We start from the raw sequence: 17,231 nt of genomic DNA on the forward strand, positions 1-17,231 counted from the left end.
TGTAAGTGGTTTAATTCCAACTAATTGACGAGGACTGCCGGTGCCACCGTTTATGCAAGCACTCACTAATTACTAAACTCCAAGTTACAATAACTCACTCTCCGGCGCCTCACGGCTGCTATTTCCCCGTGATTTCCGCAGTAAAGCAGCTCACACCAAAAACTGGTGCCCGATTACCCGCAAATGCAGGTATCGGAACACCAGTATTTCATCCGACTGTGACAAGGTAAGCGGGATGAGCCGGCGGCATTCAGCCAGCCCTACTCCTGAACCTCTCCCAGCCCTTCCTTAACCATAACATCCTGCAGCGCGCTCAGTGCTTCCTCAGCCTGGCCGCCTTCGGCAATCAGGCTCAGCGTATCGCCGGGCTCCAGGCCGAGCGACAACACGCCGAGAATGGATTTGAGGGTAACCTTCTTTCCGCCGCTTTCGGCGAACACCTCGGTATCTTTAAACTTGGTAGCTGTGTTGACCAGCGCGGTGGCCGGGCGGGCGTGGATGCCGTCTTCGTCTACGATTTTGAATGTCTTTTGCATAACAGCTTCACTCACTTTCTTCTATTGGAATAGTTTAGGCCTGCACAGTGTAGAGCAGCTCCTGCTCCTTCACTGTGGAACGGCCTGCAGGCTTGATAGAGCTGTACTCGGCAATATTGGTAATGATTACCGGTGTAATGGTGCTGTAGCCCGCTTTTTCAATTTCGGCACGGTCGAATTCCATCAGCAGATCACCAACGGATACTTTAGTGCCGGCTGTCACTTTTGGCGAGAAATGCAGGCCTTTCAGCTTCACGTATCGATACCGATGTGAATCAGCATTTCAGCGCCGTTGTCGCTGACCAGACCAATTGCATGTCCGCTCTTCGACAGTGAGAACACAGTGCCGTTTACAGGAGATACTACCCGTCCTTCGGACGGCTGAATCGCAAAGCCCTTACCCATGATTTCTTCGGAGAACGCCGGATCATTCACTTCGCTGAGCGGTTTAACTTCACCGGTAATCGGACTGTAGATGTCTTCGGTAACCTTTGTAGCAGCTTCAGCTTCCAGCGCATCAGCAATCACAGCTGAGTTCGAAGAAGCATTTGCATCAGCCGTTGCAGCCGGAACCGCTGCTGCTGCAGCTTCAGGCTCATCTTCAAAGCCCAGAATATAAGTTACAATTGCAGCAACAGCAATACCGATGGCAAACCCGATGATGGAGTAGACAAAGGTCTCGCCGATAACCATCGGAATCCCGGACAAACCAGCCAGACCGCCGATCACATAAGCTTTTACTTTGAACAGACTCAGGAACGCTCCACCCACTGCTCCGCCGATCAAAGCGCCGATAAACGGCTTTTTGAACCGCATGTTAACCCCGTACATTGCAGGCTCCGTAATACCCATCAGTGCGGTTACACTTGTCGAGAGGGCCAAAGGTTTCAGCTTGCTGTTTTTCGTTTTCAGGAACACACCGAAGGTTGCACCGGCCTGGGCAAAGTTGGCAACCATCATAATCGGAATGATGTAGTCATAACCAAGGCTGGCAATGGAAGCAATCATGATCGGAATAAGCGCATAGTGCATACCTGTAATAATCAGCAGGGACATTGTACCGCCCAGCAGGAGACCGGCGAACAATCCGGTATTGTTAAACAGCCAGGAAATTCCGTCGGTAAGGCCGTTACCGATGATTACGCCAATCGGGCCAACAGCAATCAGGGTCAGAGGTACAATTACGAGCAGTGTAACGGTTGGAACAATAATCAGCTTGAGTGAAGCGTGTGTAACTTTATCTACTGCTTTTTCAACATAGGAAGCCAGCCATACCGCTATGATGATCGGGATAACCGATGAGGAATAAGTTGCTGCAACAACAGGCAGGCTGGCAAAAGTAACCGGCTCACCTGAGCCCAGCAGCGTCGTTATCGTCGGATGCAGGATAGCAGCACCGATTGCTGCGCCAATATACATATTGCTGCCCAGCTTGCGGGCGGCACTTACCGCCAGAATGATCGGCAGGAAGTAGAAGGCGCCGTCACCGATCGCCGAAAGAATGACATAGGTAGAACTGGTGGTACCCATCCATCCCGCCGCTACCAGCAGGGCAATGATCCCTTTGATCATACCTGCGCCGGTAATTGCCGGCAGGATCGGAGTGAAGCTTCCGGAGATGAAATCGAGAATGCTGCTCAGCACATTCTTTTTCTTCTTGGGTCCCGCATCAGCTGCGGCCGCACCGGACCGCCCTTCCGGGGCTCCCTTCATGTTCTTGACAAGCTCGTTATATACGACCGGCACATCGTTACCGATGATAACCTGGAACTGCCCCCCGTTAATCATTACACCCATAACACCAGGTGTTTTCTGCAGGGCGGCTTTATCCGCTTTATTGTTGTCATTAAGGTTAAAGCGCAGGCGGGTCATGCAGTGTGTAACCTGTTCAATATTCTCTTCTCCGCCCACCAGCTTCAATATGTCTTTAGAAAGTGCTGTTTTATCCATATCTATGTGCTCCTTCAATTCCGAGTTTTTTGGAACAAAAAAACCTAAACACCCATAGTATCGCGATTAGGCCGCACATACTATTCAGCGTTTAGGTTTTGCCTGCTTAGAGTAACAATCCCGTCTTGCTCTTATTCGGTTGTTTCATCGTTTCTGACAATCCGCTCAATGTGAATCGTCATGTACAAAATTTCTTCCTTGGACAAATTCCGCTTATAAATCTTGCGGGTGTAATCCGCAATCTTCTCTGCACAGGCGTAGGCTTCCGGATATTGAACGCGGACCAGATCGTGCAGTGTATGATCCCTGTCCCGGTCGTCAACTGGTGAGCCCTGAACCACCCGCTGGGCAAAAAACTTCAGATGCGTCAGAAAGCGGTAATAGCTGAGCGACTCCTCGTCGAGCTCGATCAAAAAGCTGCGTCTCACGATATTCGAGATGTCCTTCACGATATTCGTGATGCTGACCGTTTCACGCATTTCTCCGTTCAGCTGGGCGTTGACCAGATGCATTGCGATGAAAGCGCACTCGTCTTCAGGCAGCAATACGCCAAGCCGGTCTTCGATAATCTGCAGCGCCTTGAGGCCGATCGAGAATTCCTTGCGGTACATCCTCTTGATCTCCCACAGCAGCGCATTCTTCAGCTGAAGCCCCTGACGGTGCCGGTCGATGGCGAAATGGATATGGTCCGTAAGCGAGATGTACACACTATCGTGCAGCTTCTCACCCAGCACCGTCTCCGCATAGCGGATCACTTCATCAGAGCATTCAACATATTCAATCGGAATGTCCGACAGCAGCGTCATAAGCTTTTGTGAGACCTCTTTGTTATCCAGTGAGAATACCTTTTCAATCTTGTCCTCATCAATAGCGTCGCCGGTATGCTTCTTAAAGGCAATTCCCCGGCCCATGATAACCAGCTCATTCTGGCTGGCATCAAGTACGGTCACGACATTATTGTTGAGCACCTTCTCAATTTTCATTCCATCACCTTACGCCGTCAGAGTAGTAAAAAGGCAAAACCAAAACAGGCACTTAATACTCAATGCCAGCTTCTGGTTTTGCTGAAAGTTCAGTAACAATCCAGTTTTAGTTTTCCCGTAAATGCATATTATCACATTGCCGGCAGATTGACAACATTATTATGAAAACGTTTTATAACACTTCACCATTCGATTCAATCACCTGTTTGTACCAGTCAAAAGAATCCTTTTTGCTGCGTGCGAGTGTCCCCTTGCCCTCATCATCCAGATCGACATAAATGAAGCCGTAACGCTTGGACATTTCCGAAGTGGACATGCTCACCAGGTCAATCGGACCCCAGGCTGTATAGCCCATCAGCTCAACGCCGTCCTTGACAGCTTCTTTCATCTGGATAATGTGCTGCTTCAGGTAGTCGATCCGGTAACTATCATGAATAGAGCCGTCAGCTTCAACATGGTCGATAGCGCCCAGCCCGTTCTCAACAATGAAGAGCGGTTTCCGGTAACGGTCATACAGCGTGTTGAGTGTGATGCGCAATCCTACAGGATCAATTTGCCAGCCCCAGTCGGAAGCTTCGAGATAAGGGTTTTTGACGCCGCCGACCAGGTTGCCTCCGGTCACATCACCTTCCGGTCCGGCTGTTACAGTAAGTGTCATGTAATAGCTGAAGGAGATGAAATCAACAGTGTGCGCTGCAATGATCTCGTCATCCCCAGGCTTACGAGCGATCACGATATTATTTTCGGCAAAATAACGGTTCATGTAGTTCGGATATTCACCGCGGGCATGCACATCGGTAAAGAACAGGTTCATCTGGCTTTCGAGCTGGCTCTTACGGACATCTTCAGGGTTACAGGTATGCGGGTAGGATTCAAGACGGGCCAGCATGCAGCCGATCTGTGCACCCGGAATGATCTCATGACCCAGCTTTGTCACCCGCGCACTTGCCACAAATTGATGATGCAGCGCCTGATAGATGGTCTGCAGCTTGTGCTCAACCTTGTCGGACAGGATGCCGCCGCCGGTGTAAGGGCTCATTGTCATCACATTAATTTCGTTAAACGTCAGCCAGTATTTCACCTTGTTCCGGTAGCGGGTGAACACGGTCTCGGCGTATTTTACATAATGTCCAATCACTTCACGGCTTGCCCATCCGTTATATTTCAGGGTCAGACCAAGCGGAGTCTCATAATGGGACAGCGTTACCAGCGGCTCAATACCATATTTAAGCAGTTCATCAAACACATTGTCGTAGAACTGCAAGCCAGCTTCGTTCGGCTCGGCATCATCACCGTTCGGGAAAATCCGCGCCCAGTTGATCGACATGCGGAATACTTTGAAGCCCATTTCGGCGAACAGGGCAATATCCTCTTTATAACGGTGGTAGAAGTCCACTCCTTCACGTTTAGGGAAACGCTCGCTGAGGTCACCGGCCAGAATTTCGGCAATGCGCTCAGAGGAAATCTCCATCGAGTGGTCGCCTTTGCGTAGCGCCTTCGGCACATGGGCAATCATATCGGCGGTGGACAAGCCTTTGCCGTCCAAGTCAAAACCGCCCTCAAGCTGGTTGGCTGCCGTAGCGCCGCCCCACAAAAAATTGTCCGGGAATCCTGTCTTTGCTGTAGCCATGAACATAACCTCTTTCTGTTATTTTATAGGTATGATGCCCGGAAACAAGAAAAACCTAAACCGTTAGTAAAGAAATTGCCACCTCCAAATAGAGAAGACAAATGCTTTACCATCAGTTTAGGTTTTGCCTGGCCCGGCCAGTAACAATCCATTAAACGATGAATTTAAGGATTATATAATTACGTTAATCCTAACACAGCAATTCCTGAATTTCAAATCCTCATTTTCAACAAGCCCAGCTCCGGCTTAGCCGAAGACCAATAAACATACGGCAATGGCGGCAATGAAGCCGACGAGGTCGGAGAACAGGCCTACCTTGAGCGCATAACGTCCGTTACGGATTCCCACAGCGCCAAAATAGACTGTCAGCACATACAGTGTGGTGTCTGTGCTCCCCTGAATCGTCGATGCAATCATACCGATCAGGGAATCGGGCCCGTGGACACGGATCAGATCGGTTGTATAGGCCAGCGAGCCGGTGCCGGTCAGTGGACGCAGCAGGCCCAGCGGCAGCACCTCCGGCGGGACGCCGAGGCCTTCCAGCGCCGGGGCAATGAAGCCCATAAGGAAATCCAGCGCCCCGGAGGCACGGAACACGCTGATGGCAACAAGCATGCCAACCAGATGTGGAATGATGGCGATTGCCGTGCCGAAGCCGTCTTTGGCTCCTTCTACAAAGGATTCGTACACCGGTACCTTGCGTGTAAAAGCATATAGCGGGATAAAGGTGATCATGACCGGAATCGCCCAGGCCGAGATGAGGCTGATTAGGTGTAACAAGCTAGGCTCACCCTTTCATCGAGGTATGCGGGACAGCGGGACCTCCGGCGGCGTGATCCCCTGGCCTGACTGCCGGGGGCTTTGGCGGCCTGCGCAGCAGGGTTAGCCGGCGGAACAGCCTGTCCGCGCCAATCGCAGCAAGAGTGGCTACAGCAGTTGCCGCCAGCGTCGTGCCGACAATGCCGGCCGGGTCGGCTGAGCCGTAATTAAGCCGGATCGCAATCAGCGTAGCCGGAATGAGCGTAATGCTCGCGGTGTTCAGCGCAAGCAGTGTGCACATGGCCGGAGTCGCTGTCTCCTTGTCAGGATTCAGCGTCTGCAGCTCCTGCATCGCCTTGATGCCCATTGGCGTTGCCGCATTGCCCAAGCCAAGCAGATTTGCGCTCATATTGGACAGAATATAGCCGATCGCCGGATGGCCCTTGGGCACATCCGGGAACAGGAAGCCGACTACCGGGCCGAGCAGCCGGGCTATTTTGCGAAGCAGGCCCGCATCCTCGGCCACCCGCATCATCCCCATCCAGAATACCAGTACGCTAATCAGGCCAAAGCTTACAGTGACCCCGTTTTTGGCTCCGTCAAAGACGGCGGCAGTAAAAGCATCCATCCGGCCGTTCACGGCTGCAAACACAAAGCCGATCACGATCATCCCCAGCCAGATCCCGTTAATCATCCCGGTCCCTCCTCCTACCCGGCTCTCTTCCCCGGTGCTCTTATTATCTTCCCATCTGCAGCAGCGCCCGCAGAGCGCTTCCCAGCGCCTGAAGCCAGTTGTCTGCCGGATATGCGGCAGTTCCCGCCGGACTGTAACGTTTCATATACATGGATTCCTCCGGAGGGAGCGGTCCGGCTCATAGACCGGTACCCGGCCAATCTCCTTGCCTCCGAGCTGCAGCACCACAGCGCCCTTCAGGCCGAAGCTGCTGCCCCGGACTATCTTCTCCCCTGCGGCGGCCGGCTCCTCGTTCAGAACCAGCTTGGTCGTTATTCTGGCCTCCTCGCCCTGACCAAGCGGGTAGGCAAATTTGCGGGACGTAACAAAGCTGTACCCGCTGATGCCCTCCCCTCGTTCAATTAAGGTTTTGAGCGGATAATGATTGAATCCGAAATTAAGCAGCGCGGCATGATCATTCCAGTCATTGCCGTCATTCAGCGTCACCGCTACCAGCTGCTGGCCGCCGCGGGTAGCGGAGCTGACCAGGCAGCGCAGCGCTTTTTTGGTATATCCGGTCTTAACCCCGTCCGCACCTTCGTACAGGCGTAGCATTTTATTTTTATTGGCCCATTTGTAGTCCCACTTCTCATACGGATTATCAGCCGTCTTCTCCTGTGTCCCCACAATTTCCTTGAATACAGGATTATGCAGCGCATAGGCGGTCAGTACAGCCAGATCGTTGGCACTGGAATAATGCCCTTCTGCATCCAGCCCGTGCGGATTGGCGAAATGGGTATTCTTCAGCCCCAGCTCTTCCGCTTTGGCATTCATCAGATAGACGAACCCCTGCTCAGACCCGCCGACATGCTCGGCGATTGCTGTTGCCGCATCATTTCCCGAGCGCAGCATCAGCCCGTACAGCATATCCTCCAGCAGCATCTCTTCGCCCTGCTTTAAATACAGTGAGGAGCCTTCCTTGGCAAAGGCGTTTTTGCCCACCTTCACTTTGGAAGCCAGATCCCCGCTTTCTATCGCCACGATCGCCGTCATGATTTTGGTCAGACTGGCAATCAGCATCGGCTCATCCCCCCGGCTGCTGTACAGGAGCCTTCCGGATTCCACATCAATGAGTGCCGCCGCCCTGGCATGGGTTGAAACAGAAGCGTTTTCCGCAGATACCGGATTCACCGGGACAAGCACTGCGAGCAGCAGGCACATTATCAGAATTAACGACGGCTTCACAGTAATTACAGTTAATGGTTTCATGTTCATCCTCCGGTTTTGATCAGTTCACCTGTCCTTATCCTCCTGCCTGTACAAGTGTATGCTGAACGCCGGGCAGGTATGTCCTCCCCGGGAAAGCAAAATAACCCCGAAAAGCGGGGTGCGCTGTCTTGACCTGCAGGCTGGCTCAGGTTCTTACCAGGGCCTCCGTAACACAACAATTTTCTTACTCCAAAAAAGGACACCGCCCTAAACAGGCGGTGTCCCTGATATGCAGCTTCTCATTCCATACGGGCACATTCCGTTATAAGCCTCTAATGGGCCGATGAACTCGGATGCGTGGTTTCTGTTTTAACAGTTGTCGTTTTTACTTCCGGTGTCCCTACAATTTCTGCTCCGACCGGCGTCCCGTTGTTGTTCTGGAACATATTCTGGATTTTGTCGATCAGGTTGGGAGCGGAGTCAATAATCTTCTCGAACAGGTGAGTCTGGTTATCCAGCGGCACAATATGTACCCCTTCTCTGCCTACCACGAGAAAAGCGATCGGACGGATCGATACCCCGCCCCCGCTGCCTCCCCCGAAAGGAAGCATTTTTACGCTGCTGCCGCTAGCGTTGACGCCCGGACCGTCATCCTCTACCCGGAAATCGCTGCCCCCTGCGGCAAACCCGAAGGCCACTTTACTGATCGGCAGAATGACACTGCCATCCGGGGTCTCCACCGGATCTCCGACAATCGTATTTACATCCACCATGCCCTTGATATTTTCCATTGCCGTCTGCATTAGTCCTTGGATCGGATGGTCGCTCATGTTGATATCCTCCTTTGGCTTATAAAGACTTCTCAAGTCTTTCACAGGTGATATCATCCCCCATGTGCAGCATTTGTATGTAAGATGTTTCTTAGAATAGGCTTGTCCAGCCGGTATTAGCCCCCGCGTTTAAGCAGACGTATCCAGCGGGACAGCCCGCCCTCCACCTTGGCAATACGCCGCAGCAGCTGCAATCCTGAATAGAGGACATAGGCAACATTTAATTTTCCGGTGCAGACAGCCTCTGTAGCAAAACACATCTCATCCCGGAACACCGGGACAACGAACATCCGCGGACTGCGCTGCAGTCTTACCATCTGCGACAGCCAGCCGACAAGGCCCCATTTCAGTCCGGACAGTACGCCCGTTGCTGTGGCAGTATAGGCGGCATCGCCCAGCGAGAAATCTGTCGACCAGTCGAACCGGGTGATGCGGACATGGGATAATAGCGCCTTCATCCATGTTTTTAGCCCCTGAGTCGCCTTAAGCACTTCTTTCAGCTCCTCTTTCCAGACCCGCAGCTTCTCTTTGTCGATTTGCTCTTCGGAATCCGATTCCTGACGCACTGGCTTGATTCCGCTCTCCTCGAGCTTTACCTTCACGCCGCGCGCAATTCCCTCATAGACCAGTTTAGGCAGCTCAAAATGGAACTTAACCAGTCCGAACAGCGCTTTGATATCGAATTCCACACGGTCATCCTTGCCGATTCTGTTTAAACGGAAGTGAAAATGAATAGAGGAAGACAGCACCAGTACAATTGCCAGCAGCAGCAGGGCTAAGGGTATAACAAGCCATAAAGTCACGGTTTTACCTCCAAGCAGCCTTTTTGTAGAATCCTTGGGTTAGTATGGCAAAGTGGACTGGAAAACATTCGGACAGACGCAAATAGCGAAAAAAATAAGCGGGCGGGCCTTAAAATTCACTTAATCGTAGCCCTGCACGCAGCACAAACATAAAAAACCGCTGCCCCATAAGGGACAACGGCTGTGAGAACTGAAGTATAGGAGCCTTATTGTTCAACATCCACATCATCAAATGACATCTGGCTGTCCAGCTTGTTGAACAAAAGCTGGGTTTCCTCTTCCAGACTGTCGGAAGTATCAAAACTCGACGGCTCCGGCAGCTCCTTCAGGCTGGCCAGCCCGAAGCTGTCCAGGAATGATTTGGTCGTTCCGTACAGAATAGGCCGGCCTACGGCCTCAGCCCGTCCAACCTCATGAATCAGATCCTTGTTGTTCAGCGTATGAATCGCCCGCTCCGACTTTACGCCGCGGATCTCTTCGATTTCCACCCGGGTAATCGGCTGGCGGTAGGCCACAATCGCCAGTGTCTCAAGTGCGGCCTGTGACAGGGAGGACCGTGCCGGCGAGTAAGCCAGGCGCTCGAAATACGGGGCGTGATCCGGCAGGGTAGCCAGCCGGTAATTTCCGGCAATCTGCACAACCTGCAGTCCCCGCTCCTGGGATACATACTCCTCTTTCAGTTCCTCCAGTGCCCGGGTCGCGAGATCCGGACGCTGCTCGGTAATTTCGGCAATTTGCCGGACGGACAGCCCCTCATCCCCGGACAGAAATAGCAGGCCCTCAATAATTGATTTCAGCGTTTTGTAATCCACTGAAGTCCTCTCCTCCTCTCCACTCCATTACAATGTCATCAAACAGCTTCTCCTGATAGCAGAAGATCGCCTTCATCTTCATCAGCTCAAGAATCGCCAGGAAGGTAGTAACAATCTCATGCCGGTCCATGCTCTCATGCAAAAGCGCCGAAAACCGCAGTCGGCCGCCCATTCCCTTGCGCATCAGCGCCTCCGAAACATCACGGATCCGGTCCTTCACTGAAATTTCATCACGGGTAATCCGCTGATAAGACGTTCTTCTCGCCGCTTTGCTGAGCGCCTTGCGGAAAGCGGCGATCAGATCAGAGGTATGCAGTCCCTTGAGCGTATGATCAAGCTGGGCCGGCACAAAGGGACCCAGATCCTCCGGCTCCTTCGTAAAGATGAGGCTGCGTTCGCTTTCCATATCCATGAGCTGCACGGCAATGCTTTTGATTTTGCGGTATTCGATCAGCCGCTCCACCAGCTCTGCACGCGGGTCATACCCGTCGTCCTCGTAATATTCGAAATCTTCAATCTCGATCACCGGCGGCTTGGGCAGCAGCAGCTTGCTCTTGATCGACAGCAGCGTTGCCGCCATGACGAGGAATTCGCTCGTAATATCCAGCTCAAGCTCCTGCATGCTGTGCAGGTATTCCATATACTGCTCGGTGATCTCGCTGACCGGAATGTCCTGGATGTCGATTTCCGCCTTGTCAATTAAGTGTAAGAGCAGATCGAGCGGACCTTCGAACGTCTCCAGCTTGTACAATACAGTCACGCGATTTCCCCCTGCAAAAAAAGTAAAGTGCAGCGCCGCTAAAAGGACGCTACACAAGTAGAAAGATTTCTTATAGTCCATGCTTTCTTCTTATACATATAAATAAGCACGAATCCGGTTAATCCGTCAAGAGGGGAGAGCTTATTCCGCTTACTTAAACAGCTTGTTGAGGTTGGCCATCTCGATTGCGGAGGTAGCTGCGTCCCAGCCTTTGTTGCCCGCTTTGGTTCCGGAGCGCTCAATTGCCTGTTCGATATTCTCGGTAGTCACCACGCCGAAGATCGTCGGAACGCCTGTCTTGAGGTTAATGGCTGCCACACCCTTGGCAACCTCGTTGCACACATAGTCATAATGTGTCGTGGAACCGCGGATCACTGTACCCAGAGCGATTACCGCATCGTATTTGCCGCTTTCGGCCATTTTCTGGCAGATGAGCGGAATTTCAAATACGCCGGGAACCCAGGCCACATCTACCTCATCATCAGCAACCCCGTGGCGTTTGAATGCATCAAGTGCGCCGGACAGCAGCTTGCTCGTAATAAATTCATTGAAACGTCCTACCACTACACCGTAACGCAATCCTTCAGATACTAAATGTCCTTCAAAATAATTCGGCATTGTTCTTCATCAACCCTTCATTTGTAAGTTGGTTTTTTATGGTATTGTTAAGCTTTGGAATCTTCATTCTGTTCAATATTGTCAAAAGACAGCAGATGGCCGAGCTTAGCCTGTTTGGTATGCAGATAGCCTGTATTGTCTTTGTTCTCCGGCATCTGGATCGGCACACGTTCTACGACCTCAAGGCCGTAGCCCTCAAGCCCCTTGATCTTGCGCGGATTGTTGGTCAACAGCCGGATCTGGCGGACTCCAAGATCCTTGAGGATCTGCGCGCCAATGCCGTAATCCCGCAGATCGGCCGGGAAGCCCAGCTTAAGGTTGGCATCAACGGTATCCAGTCCTTCTTCCTGCAGCTTATAGGCACGAAGCTTGTTGATCAGCCCGATGCCTCTGCCCTCCTGGCGCATATAGAGCAGCACGCCACGTCCCGCTTCTTCAATCTGGCGCAGCGCCGCTTCAAATTGAGGGCCGCAGTCGCAGCGGTGCGAATGGAAGACATCGCCCGTCAGACATTCGGAGTGTACGCGCACCAGCACAGGCTCATCACCGGAAATATCACCTTTGACCAGAGCGACATGCTCCTTGTCATCCACTTCGTTCGTATAGGCAATGGTCTGGAACGTGCCGAAATCCGTCGGCAGGTTTACGGACACTTCACGGGTGACCAGCTGTTCCTTCTCATTGCGGTAATGGATCAGATCCTGGATGCTGATCAGCTTGAGATCATGCTTCTTCGCAATGTCCACAAGATCGGGCAGACGGGCCATCGTTCCGTCCGCCTTGACCACTTCACAGATAACGCCCGCCGGGTAAGATCCGCACATGCGGGCCAGATCAACAGCAGCCTCGGTATGGCCTGAACGGCGCAGTACACCGCCCTTTTTGGCAATCAGCGGGAACATATGGCCGGGTTTGCGGAAATCTGCCGGCTTCGCATCCGGATCCATCAGGGCTTTAATTGTCAGGGAACGCTCGCCCGCGGAAATTCCGGTGGTCGTACTGACATGGTCAACCGATACGGTGAAGGCAGTGCCGTGGTTATCTGTGTTGTGGGTAACCATCGGCTGCAGATCTAGCTCCTCCGCACGCTCCGCCGTGATCGGTACACAGACGAGACCGCGGCCTTCCGTAATCATAAAATTAATAACCTCGGGCGTGGCCCGTTCAGCCAGGGCAACGAAATCCCCCTCATTCTCACGGTCCTCGTCATCGACCACGATGATAACCTTTCCGCGCATCAGATCATAGATGGCGTCTTCAATCCGGTTCAAAACACTGTCTTGCATGCCGTTCTCGCTCATAGTCCTGTCCTCCTGTCAGCTCTACGCAGCAATACCTGCCGCTGTAAAGCAGAATAGTCTGAAGATAAGAAAGTAAATACTTTGCTTATCCTTATCATTCCGCAGAGCCGGACACCGCCCGGTTTAGGACGGCGCAGCCGCTTCTGCTTGTTATACAAACCCGTTCGCCGCCAGAAAATCACGGCTGATCCGGGAGCTGCTCTCTTCTTCCCCACTGCCGGCTCCTCTATAATGCAGAAGATGATCGACATATTTGCCCAGCACATCACACTCGATATTGATGCTGTCGCCCGGGCGCTTATGGTTCAGCACTGTTTCACCGAGCGTATGGGGAATGATTGATACGGTGAAGGCCGAGGATGAGGTGCTTACTACAGTCAGACTGATACCGTCAAGCGTAATGGAGCCTTTGGGGATGATGTATTTAAACAACGATCCCTTGTCCGGCGTAATTTCGAACACGACTGCGTTCTGGTCACGCTTGACGCTGCGGATTTCACCTGTACCATCCACATGCCCCTGGACGATATGCCCGCCGAAACGGCCGCCGGCCGCCATCGCCCGCTCCAGATTCATCCGGCTCCCGCTGCGCAGCTCCCTGAGGTTACTGTTGCGGTAGGTTTGAGGCATGACATCCACGGTAAAAGAATGCTCGCTAATCGATGTCGCCGTCAGGCAGACGCCATTCACAGCCACACTGTCGCCGATTTTCAGATCACTCATGATCTGCGAGGCGCCGATATTAAGCACCATCATCTCCCCGCCGCTGCTGACACCGCGCAGTATGCCGATCTCCTCAATCAATCCGGTGAACATGTGATCCCCTCCTGAAAGATTACTTCTGTAACACTAGATTTATCTGTAATACTTCCTGCCAAAACATCCGCCTGTACTAGCGGACCGGTGTACCGCTGATACAGACATTATCCCCGAGGACCTCAACTTCCAATCCCTCAAGTGTGATTGCTTCTTTCATCAGTGCCACACCCGGAAAATCAAAGGTTCCCGGAGCTTCGGCTCCGCCGCCGACAATCTTCGGTGCATAGAACAGAACCACCCGGTCAACCAGCCCGCTCTGCAGCATCGAGCCGTTCAGCGTTCCTCCGCCTTCGAGCAGAATGGAGCCGATCTCCATCTCGCCAAGCGTGATCATCGCCGCCTTGAGGTCCACCCGCGGCCCGTCGCCGCAGGTTATTACCGATATGCCCGCTGCTTCCAGCGCCGCTTTTTTAGCGGGATCGGCTGCCGTTGTCGTCACGATAATCGTCGGCGCCTGGCCGTCCGTGACGACGTTAGCGTCCAGCGGAGTCCGCAGGCCGGAGTCAATGACGATGCGCACCGGATGAAGCCCGGGAACCTCAAGCCGTGTAGTCAGCGAAGGATTGTCTGCAATTACCGTGCCCACACCCACCATAATCCCCTGATGGCGGTGCCGCAGCGTATGTACAATTTCCCGTGCCTGTCCGTTCGATATCCATTTGCTGTCACCGGTCCTTGTAGCAAGTTTACCGTCCAGCGTGCTTGCGCTCTTCAGGGTTACAAACGGCTGCTTCGTCAAAATATACTTGATGAACCGTTCATTGAGCCTCAGGGCGCGGCTTCTCAGCAGTCCGACCTCGACATCGATTCCCGCTTCACGCAGCATCTCAAAGCCCCGTCCCGCCACCTGCGGATTAGGGTCTTCACAGGCAACGACGACCCGCGCAACCCCTTCGTCGATCAGCCGCTGGCTGCAGGGCGGCGTCTTGCCGTAATGGCTGCACGGCTCCAGCGTGACATAGGCGGTGCTCCCCTGCGCCTTTCCCGCAGCCATGTTAAGCGCATGCACCTCAGCATGGCCTGTGCCGCGCTGCAGATGTGTACCCAGGCCGATCACAGCACCGTCCTTTACGACAACACAGCCGACAACCGGGTTAATGCCGGTCTGTCCCTGCGCTCTTTCCGCCATATCAAGCGCAAGCGACATATAAAACTCGTCATTCATAATATTCATGATCTGCCTCCAATCTCTGCTAATGGCCTTCAGGCCTGAATAAACAAAAAACCCGTCCTCAATCTCCAGGTGGAGTTCAAGACGGGATATACGAGAGTTTACCGGCAATTCAAATAAAATGATGCGTAAATAAGCCCCTTCACCAGTGATTGTGAAAGTTCGCACATATTATTAGGGAATACACCAGTGCGCCTGCCCGTTCAGTGGCAGTACGCTATTCTCTCCTTCTTCCATCCAGACTATACTGTCGGTCCCGGATTTGCACCGGGTCCACCGTCCGTACCAAAGGATACGACGCGGGTAGCGGACTAAGCACGCGCAGGCTGTAACAGCCAATACACAGTGACATCACCGCCGGTAGGGAATTACACCCTGCCCTGAAGGATCAAACCAGTATGAAATTAGTATCATCGAATACTGCACGTCATTAACAATGACTAAAATAAAGTTAGCACTATACGGTCAAAAAAGCAAGCAGATCGTGCATACCTACAGCCAGGCAATGCTGCCCGGCATAGCCTAAAACCATAGCTTGTACGCCATCTAAAAGTCTATGCTTCCCCTTGCTTGTTAGCTTTCAGCAAATCGCGGATTTCTGTCAGCAGGGCAATTTCCGGATCAGGTGCAGGGGTCTCTACAACCTCAACTTTTACAGTTTCCTTCTGCTTGAACCGGTTGGCCACCTTGACTACCATGAAAATTGAGAACGAAATAATAAAGAAATCCACCACGCTCTGCAGGAATATCCCGTATTTCACCTCGGCATCAAGGTAGGTAAAAGTGAGCTTTTCAAGGTCAATACCGCCGCTGAGCAAGCCTGCAAGGGGCATAATAATGTCGGCTACCAGCGAGGATACAATTTTGCCGAAGGCGCCCCGATGACTACCGCAACTGCCAAATCCAGCACATTTCCCTTGATCGCAAAGCTTTTAAATTCCTTCCACATTCCATTTCCCCCGATAATTTGATTTTAGTTATTATAGCATTAAAAAAGCAAAGCCGGGAACTTCCGGTTCTGCTTCTTTTGCGCTGCAGCCATAACTGGGCCTATACTACTGCCGGTGCAGCTCATGGTAAGTCTCCCGGATGAACGTGCAAAATACGGAAGAAGGATAGTTCTGTACACGCTCATAAGCAATCTCTGACTGCTGGCGTGCTTCCTCCAGCTTCCCGGCTCTGGCATAGATTCTGGCTTTATAGGCATAGGAAGTGAATACGGCCGCGCGGTCCAGCGGATGGTGGACATCATCGGTAAGGGTAACTTTGGATAACAGCTCCAGCGCCTCCTCATCCCGCCCCAGATAATACAGGGCTGTTCCCGCTGCCAGGCTGCGGCTGGATAAATACCTGTCCCCTTCTGCCTGAAACTGTTCTCCAATCCTCAGAGCATCCTCGTACCGCTGCTCCGCATTCGCCTGCCTCATCTGGGCCAGCTTCAGCAGCTGTACGGACAATCTGTCCTCTGACAGCTCAACATACAGCCGCGATTTCTCCAGGTAATGTCCCGCTTCCTCCAGGCTTCCGGCCATGAGGGCAAGATTGGATAACACACGGTAAAAATGGTCTGTCAAATAATATACGCCTTCTTCACGTGACAGTGCAATGGCATCCAGTGCCGCTTTCCGGCTCCCGCTGTAATCTCCCAGGGCGGATAGAGTAACGCTCTCTGCGTAATGGAGGTCCAGCTCGAACAGAAAATTGTTGCCGACTTTTTTGCTCATATATTCTTTCCTGACACGCAAAATAAGCGCAAGACTCTCTTGATACCTGCCTTGTGTAAACAGCAGCGCGTAGGTCAGATACTGGACTTTAGCGCTCTCCACAAATAATCCGAACCGTTCGTAGATCTCAGTAGCCCTTGCGACCGCCTCTTCCCCTCCTGCACTCCCTGTATAATAGCAGGCAGCCACATAGAACTCCATCAGCCGGGCGGCATCGACCGTCACCGGGAGCTTTGCATCCAGCAGCGGCTTTACTCTGGAGACAACCGCTTTATAGTTTTTCTGCTTGAACTGGACTTCAATATCGCGTACCAGCCGGGCCAGCTCAGCACCCTGATCATCCTCCAGGAAGTAACCGGCGTCTACTCCAAGACGCTCAGCCAGAATCTGCAGGCTGCGCATAGAGGGCATGGCACGGCCGTTCTCGATCTGGCTGAGCATGCTTTTGGTCATCGCTTCTCCGGCCAGCTCGCTCTGTGTAAGCCCTTTGGATTGGCGTAATGCTTTTATTTTATCCCCGATTGTCTGTTTAGTTGTCATCTGTTTAGCCATCCTTATGTCTGTCTTTCTACCAGTATAACTTAATTTCCCGGTAAGAAAAAATAAAGTTTAATAAAATTTAACTTTATATTGCAATTACATGCTAGCACACA

General features: G+C 52.4%; 15 protein-coding genes, 2 pseudogenes and 1 riboswitch. All 17 genes and pseudogenes read right to left on the reverse strand.

The window, feature by feature from the left end; genetic code table 11:
- Nucleotides 1–260: 260 nt before the first annotated feature.
- Nucleotides 261–536: an HPr family phosphocarrier protein gene (locus tag AWJ19_RS33380; protein WP_068730014.1), complete on the reverse strand. Its 276-nt coding sequence runs from the start codon at nt 534–536 to the stop codon at nt 261–263.
- A 34-nt stretch (nt 537–570) separates the two neighbouring features.
- Nucleotides 571–2,486, reverse strand: a pseudogene (locus tag AWJ19_RS33385) (beta-glucoside-specific PTS transporter subunit IIABC).
- A gap of 131 nt (nt 2,487–2,617) precedes the next feature.
- Nucleotides 2,618–3,469: a PRD domain-containing protein gene (locus tag AWJ19_RS33390; protein WP_068730016.1), complete on the reverse strand. Its 852-nt coding sequence runs from the start codon at nt 3,467–3,469 to the stop codon at nt 2,618–2,620.
- A 172-nt stretch (nt 3,470–3,641) separates the two neighbouring features.
- Complete coding sequence (locus AWJ19_RS33395) at nt 3,642–5,099, reverse strand: glycoside hydrolase family 1 protein (protein ID WP_068730018.1); 1,458 nt, start codon at nt 5,097–5,099, stop codon at nt 3,642–3,644.
- Between the two features lie 246 nt (nt 5,100–5,345).
- Nucleotides 5,346–5,879, reverse strand: coding sequence for a spore maturation protein (locus AWJ19_RS33400; protein ID WP_068730021.1), 534 nt, complete (start codon nt 5,877–5,879; stop codon nt 5,346–5,348).
- A gap of 7 nt (nt 5,880–5,886) precedes the next feature.
- A complete protein-coding gene (locus AWJ19_RS33405; RefSeq protein ID WP_068730023.1) occupies nt 5,887–6,552 on the reverse strand; it encodes a nucleoside recognition domain-containing protein in 666 nt (221 codons plus the stop codon).
- A 141-nt stretch (nt 6,553–6,693) separates the two neighbouring features.
- The gene (locus tag AWJ19_RS33410; protein ID WP_241781978.1) at nt 6,694–7,800 is read right to left on the reverse strand and encodes a D-alanyl-D-alanine carboxypeptidase family protein; all 1,107 of its coding nucleotides are present in this window, start codon (nt 7,798–7,800) and stop codon (nt 6,694–6,696) included.
- Nucleotides 7,801–8,072: 272 nt separating this feature from the next.
- The gene (gene ytfJ / locus AWJ19_RS33415; RefSeq protein WP_068730027.1) at nt 8,073–8,570 is read right to left on the reverse strand and encodes a GerW family sporulation protein; all 498 of its coding nucleotides are present in this window, start codon (nt 8,568–8,570) and stop codon (nt 8,073–8,075) included.
- A gap of 116 nt (nt 8,571–8,686) precedes the next feature.
- On the reverse strand, nt 8,687–9,373 hold the full coding sequence (locus AWJ19_RS33420; RefSeq protein ID WP_068730029.1) for a DUF2953 domain-containing protein: 687 nt from the start codon (nt 9,371–9,373) through the stop codon (nt 8,687–8,689).
- Nucleotides 9,374–9,579: 206 nt separating this feature from the next.
- Nucleotides 9,580–10,185, reverse strand: coding sequence for an SMC-Scp complex subunit ScpB (gene scpB / locus AWJ19_RS33425; RefSeq protein ID WP_068730030.1), 606 nt, complete (start codon nt 10,183–10,185; stop codon nt 9,580–9,582).
- Nucleotides 10,154–10,945 (reverse strand): segregation/condensation protein A, encoded by a 792-nt coding sequence (locus AWJ19_RS33430; protein ID WP_068730032.1) that lies wholly within the window; start codon nt 10,943–10,945, stop codon nt 10,154–10,156. Before AWJ19_RS33430 ends, scpB begins: the two co-directional genes overlap by 32 nt.
- Before the next feature lie 150 nt (nt 10,946–11,095).
- The gene (gene ribE, locus AWJ19_RS33435) at nt 11,096–11,563 is read right to left on the reverse strand and encodes a 6,7-dimethyl-8-ribityllumazine synthase (RefSeq protein ID WP_039879072.1); all 468 of its coding nucleotides are present in this window, start codon (nt 11,561–11,563) and stop codon (nt 11,096–11,098) included.
- Between the two features lie 47 nt (nt 11,564–11,610).
- Entirely contained in the window at nt 11,611–12,864 is a 1,254-nt protein-coding gene (locus AWJ19_RS33440) for a bifunctional 3,4-dihydroxy-2-butanone-4-phosphate synthase/GTP cyclohydrolase II (RefSeq protein WP_241781979.1), read from the reverse strand.
- A gap of 150 nt (nt 12,865–13,014) precedes the next feature.
- Nucleotides 13,015–13,680 (reverse strand): riboflavin synthase, encoded by a 666-nt coding sequence (locus AWJ19_RS33445; RefSeq protein WP_068730035.1) that lies wholly within the window; start codon nt 13,678–13,680, stop codon nt 13,015–13,017.
- A gap of 76 nt (nt 13,681–13,756) precedes the next feature.
- Entirely contained in the window at nt 13,757–14,857 is a 1,101-nt protein-coding gene (gene ribD / locus AWJ19_RS33450; RefSeq protein ID WP_068730037.1) for a bifunctional diaminohydroxyphosphoribosylaminopyrimidine deaminase/5-amino-6-(5-phosphoribosylamino)uracil reductase RibD, read from the reverse strand.
- A gap of 218 nt (nt 14,858–15,075) precedes the next feature.
- Nucleotides 15,076–15,246, reverse strand: a riboswitch (FMN riboswitch).
- Between the two features lie 162 nt (nt 15,247–15,408).
- Nucleotides 15,409–15,803, reverse strand: a pseudogene (gene mscL / locus AWJ19_RS33455) (large conductance mechanosensitive channel protein MscL).
- 106 nt (nt 15,804–15,909) lie between these two features.
- The gene (locus AWJ19_RS33460; protein ID WP_068730039.1) at nt 15,910–17,118 is read right to left on the reverse strand and encodes a helix-turn-helix transcriptional regulator; all 1,209 of its coding nucleotides are present in this window, start codon (nt 17,116–17,118) and stop codon (nt 15,910–15,912) included.
- Nucleotides 17,119–17,231: the final 113 nt, after the last annotated feature.

It is taken from the genome of Paenibacillus sp. DMB5, assembly GCF_001517085.1.
GTDB lineage: Bacteria > Bacillota > Bacilli > Paenibacillales > Paenibacillaceae > Paenibacillus_AQ.

Coding starts and splice junctions, on each gene's coding strand:
- AWJ19_RS33380 (WP_068730014.1), bottom strand. CDS start 536: ATGCAAAAGACATTCAAAATCGTAGACGAAGACGGCATCCACGCCCGC.
- AWJ19_RS33390 (WP_068730016.1), bottom strand. CDS start 3,469: ATGAAAATTGAGAAGGTGCTCAACAATAATGTCGTGACCGTACTTGAT.
- AWJ19_RS33395 (WP_068730018.1), bottom strand. CDS start 5,099: ATGGCTACAGCAAAGACAGGATTCCCGGACAATTTTTTGTGGGGCGGC.
- AWJ19_RS33405 (WP_068730023.1), bottom strand. CDS start 6,552: ATGATTAACGGGATCTGGCTGGGGATGATCGTGATCGGCTTTGTGTTT.
- AWJ19_RS33410 (WP_241781978.1), bottom strand. CDS start 7,800: ATGAAACCATTAACTGTAATTACTGTGAAGCCGTCGTTAATTCTGATA.
- ytfJ (WP_068730027.1), bottom strand. CDS start 8,570: ATGAGCGACCATCCGATCCAAGGACTAATGCAGACGGCAATGGAAAAT.
- ribE (WP_039879072.1), bottom strand. CDS start 11,563: ATGCCGAATTATTTTGAAGGACATTTAGTATCTGAAGGATTGCGTTAC.
- AWJ19_RS33440 (WP_241781979.1), bottom strand. CDS start 12,864: ATGAGCGAGAACGGCATGCAAGACAGTGTTTTGAACCGGATTGAAGAC.
- AWJ19_RS33445 (WP_068730035.1), bottom strand. CDS start 13,680: ATGTTCACCGGATTGATTGAGGAGATCGGCATACTGCGCGGTGTCAGC.
- ribD (WP_068730037.1), bottom strand. CDS start 14,857: ATGAATATTATGAATGACGAGTTTTATATGTCGCTTGCGCTTGATATG.
- AWJ19_RS33460 (WP_068730039.1), bottom strand. CDS start 17,118: ATGACAACTAAACAGACAATCGGGGATAAAATAAAAGCATTACGCCAA.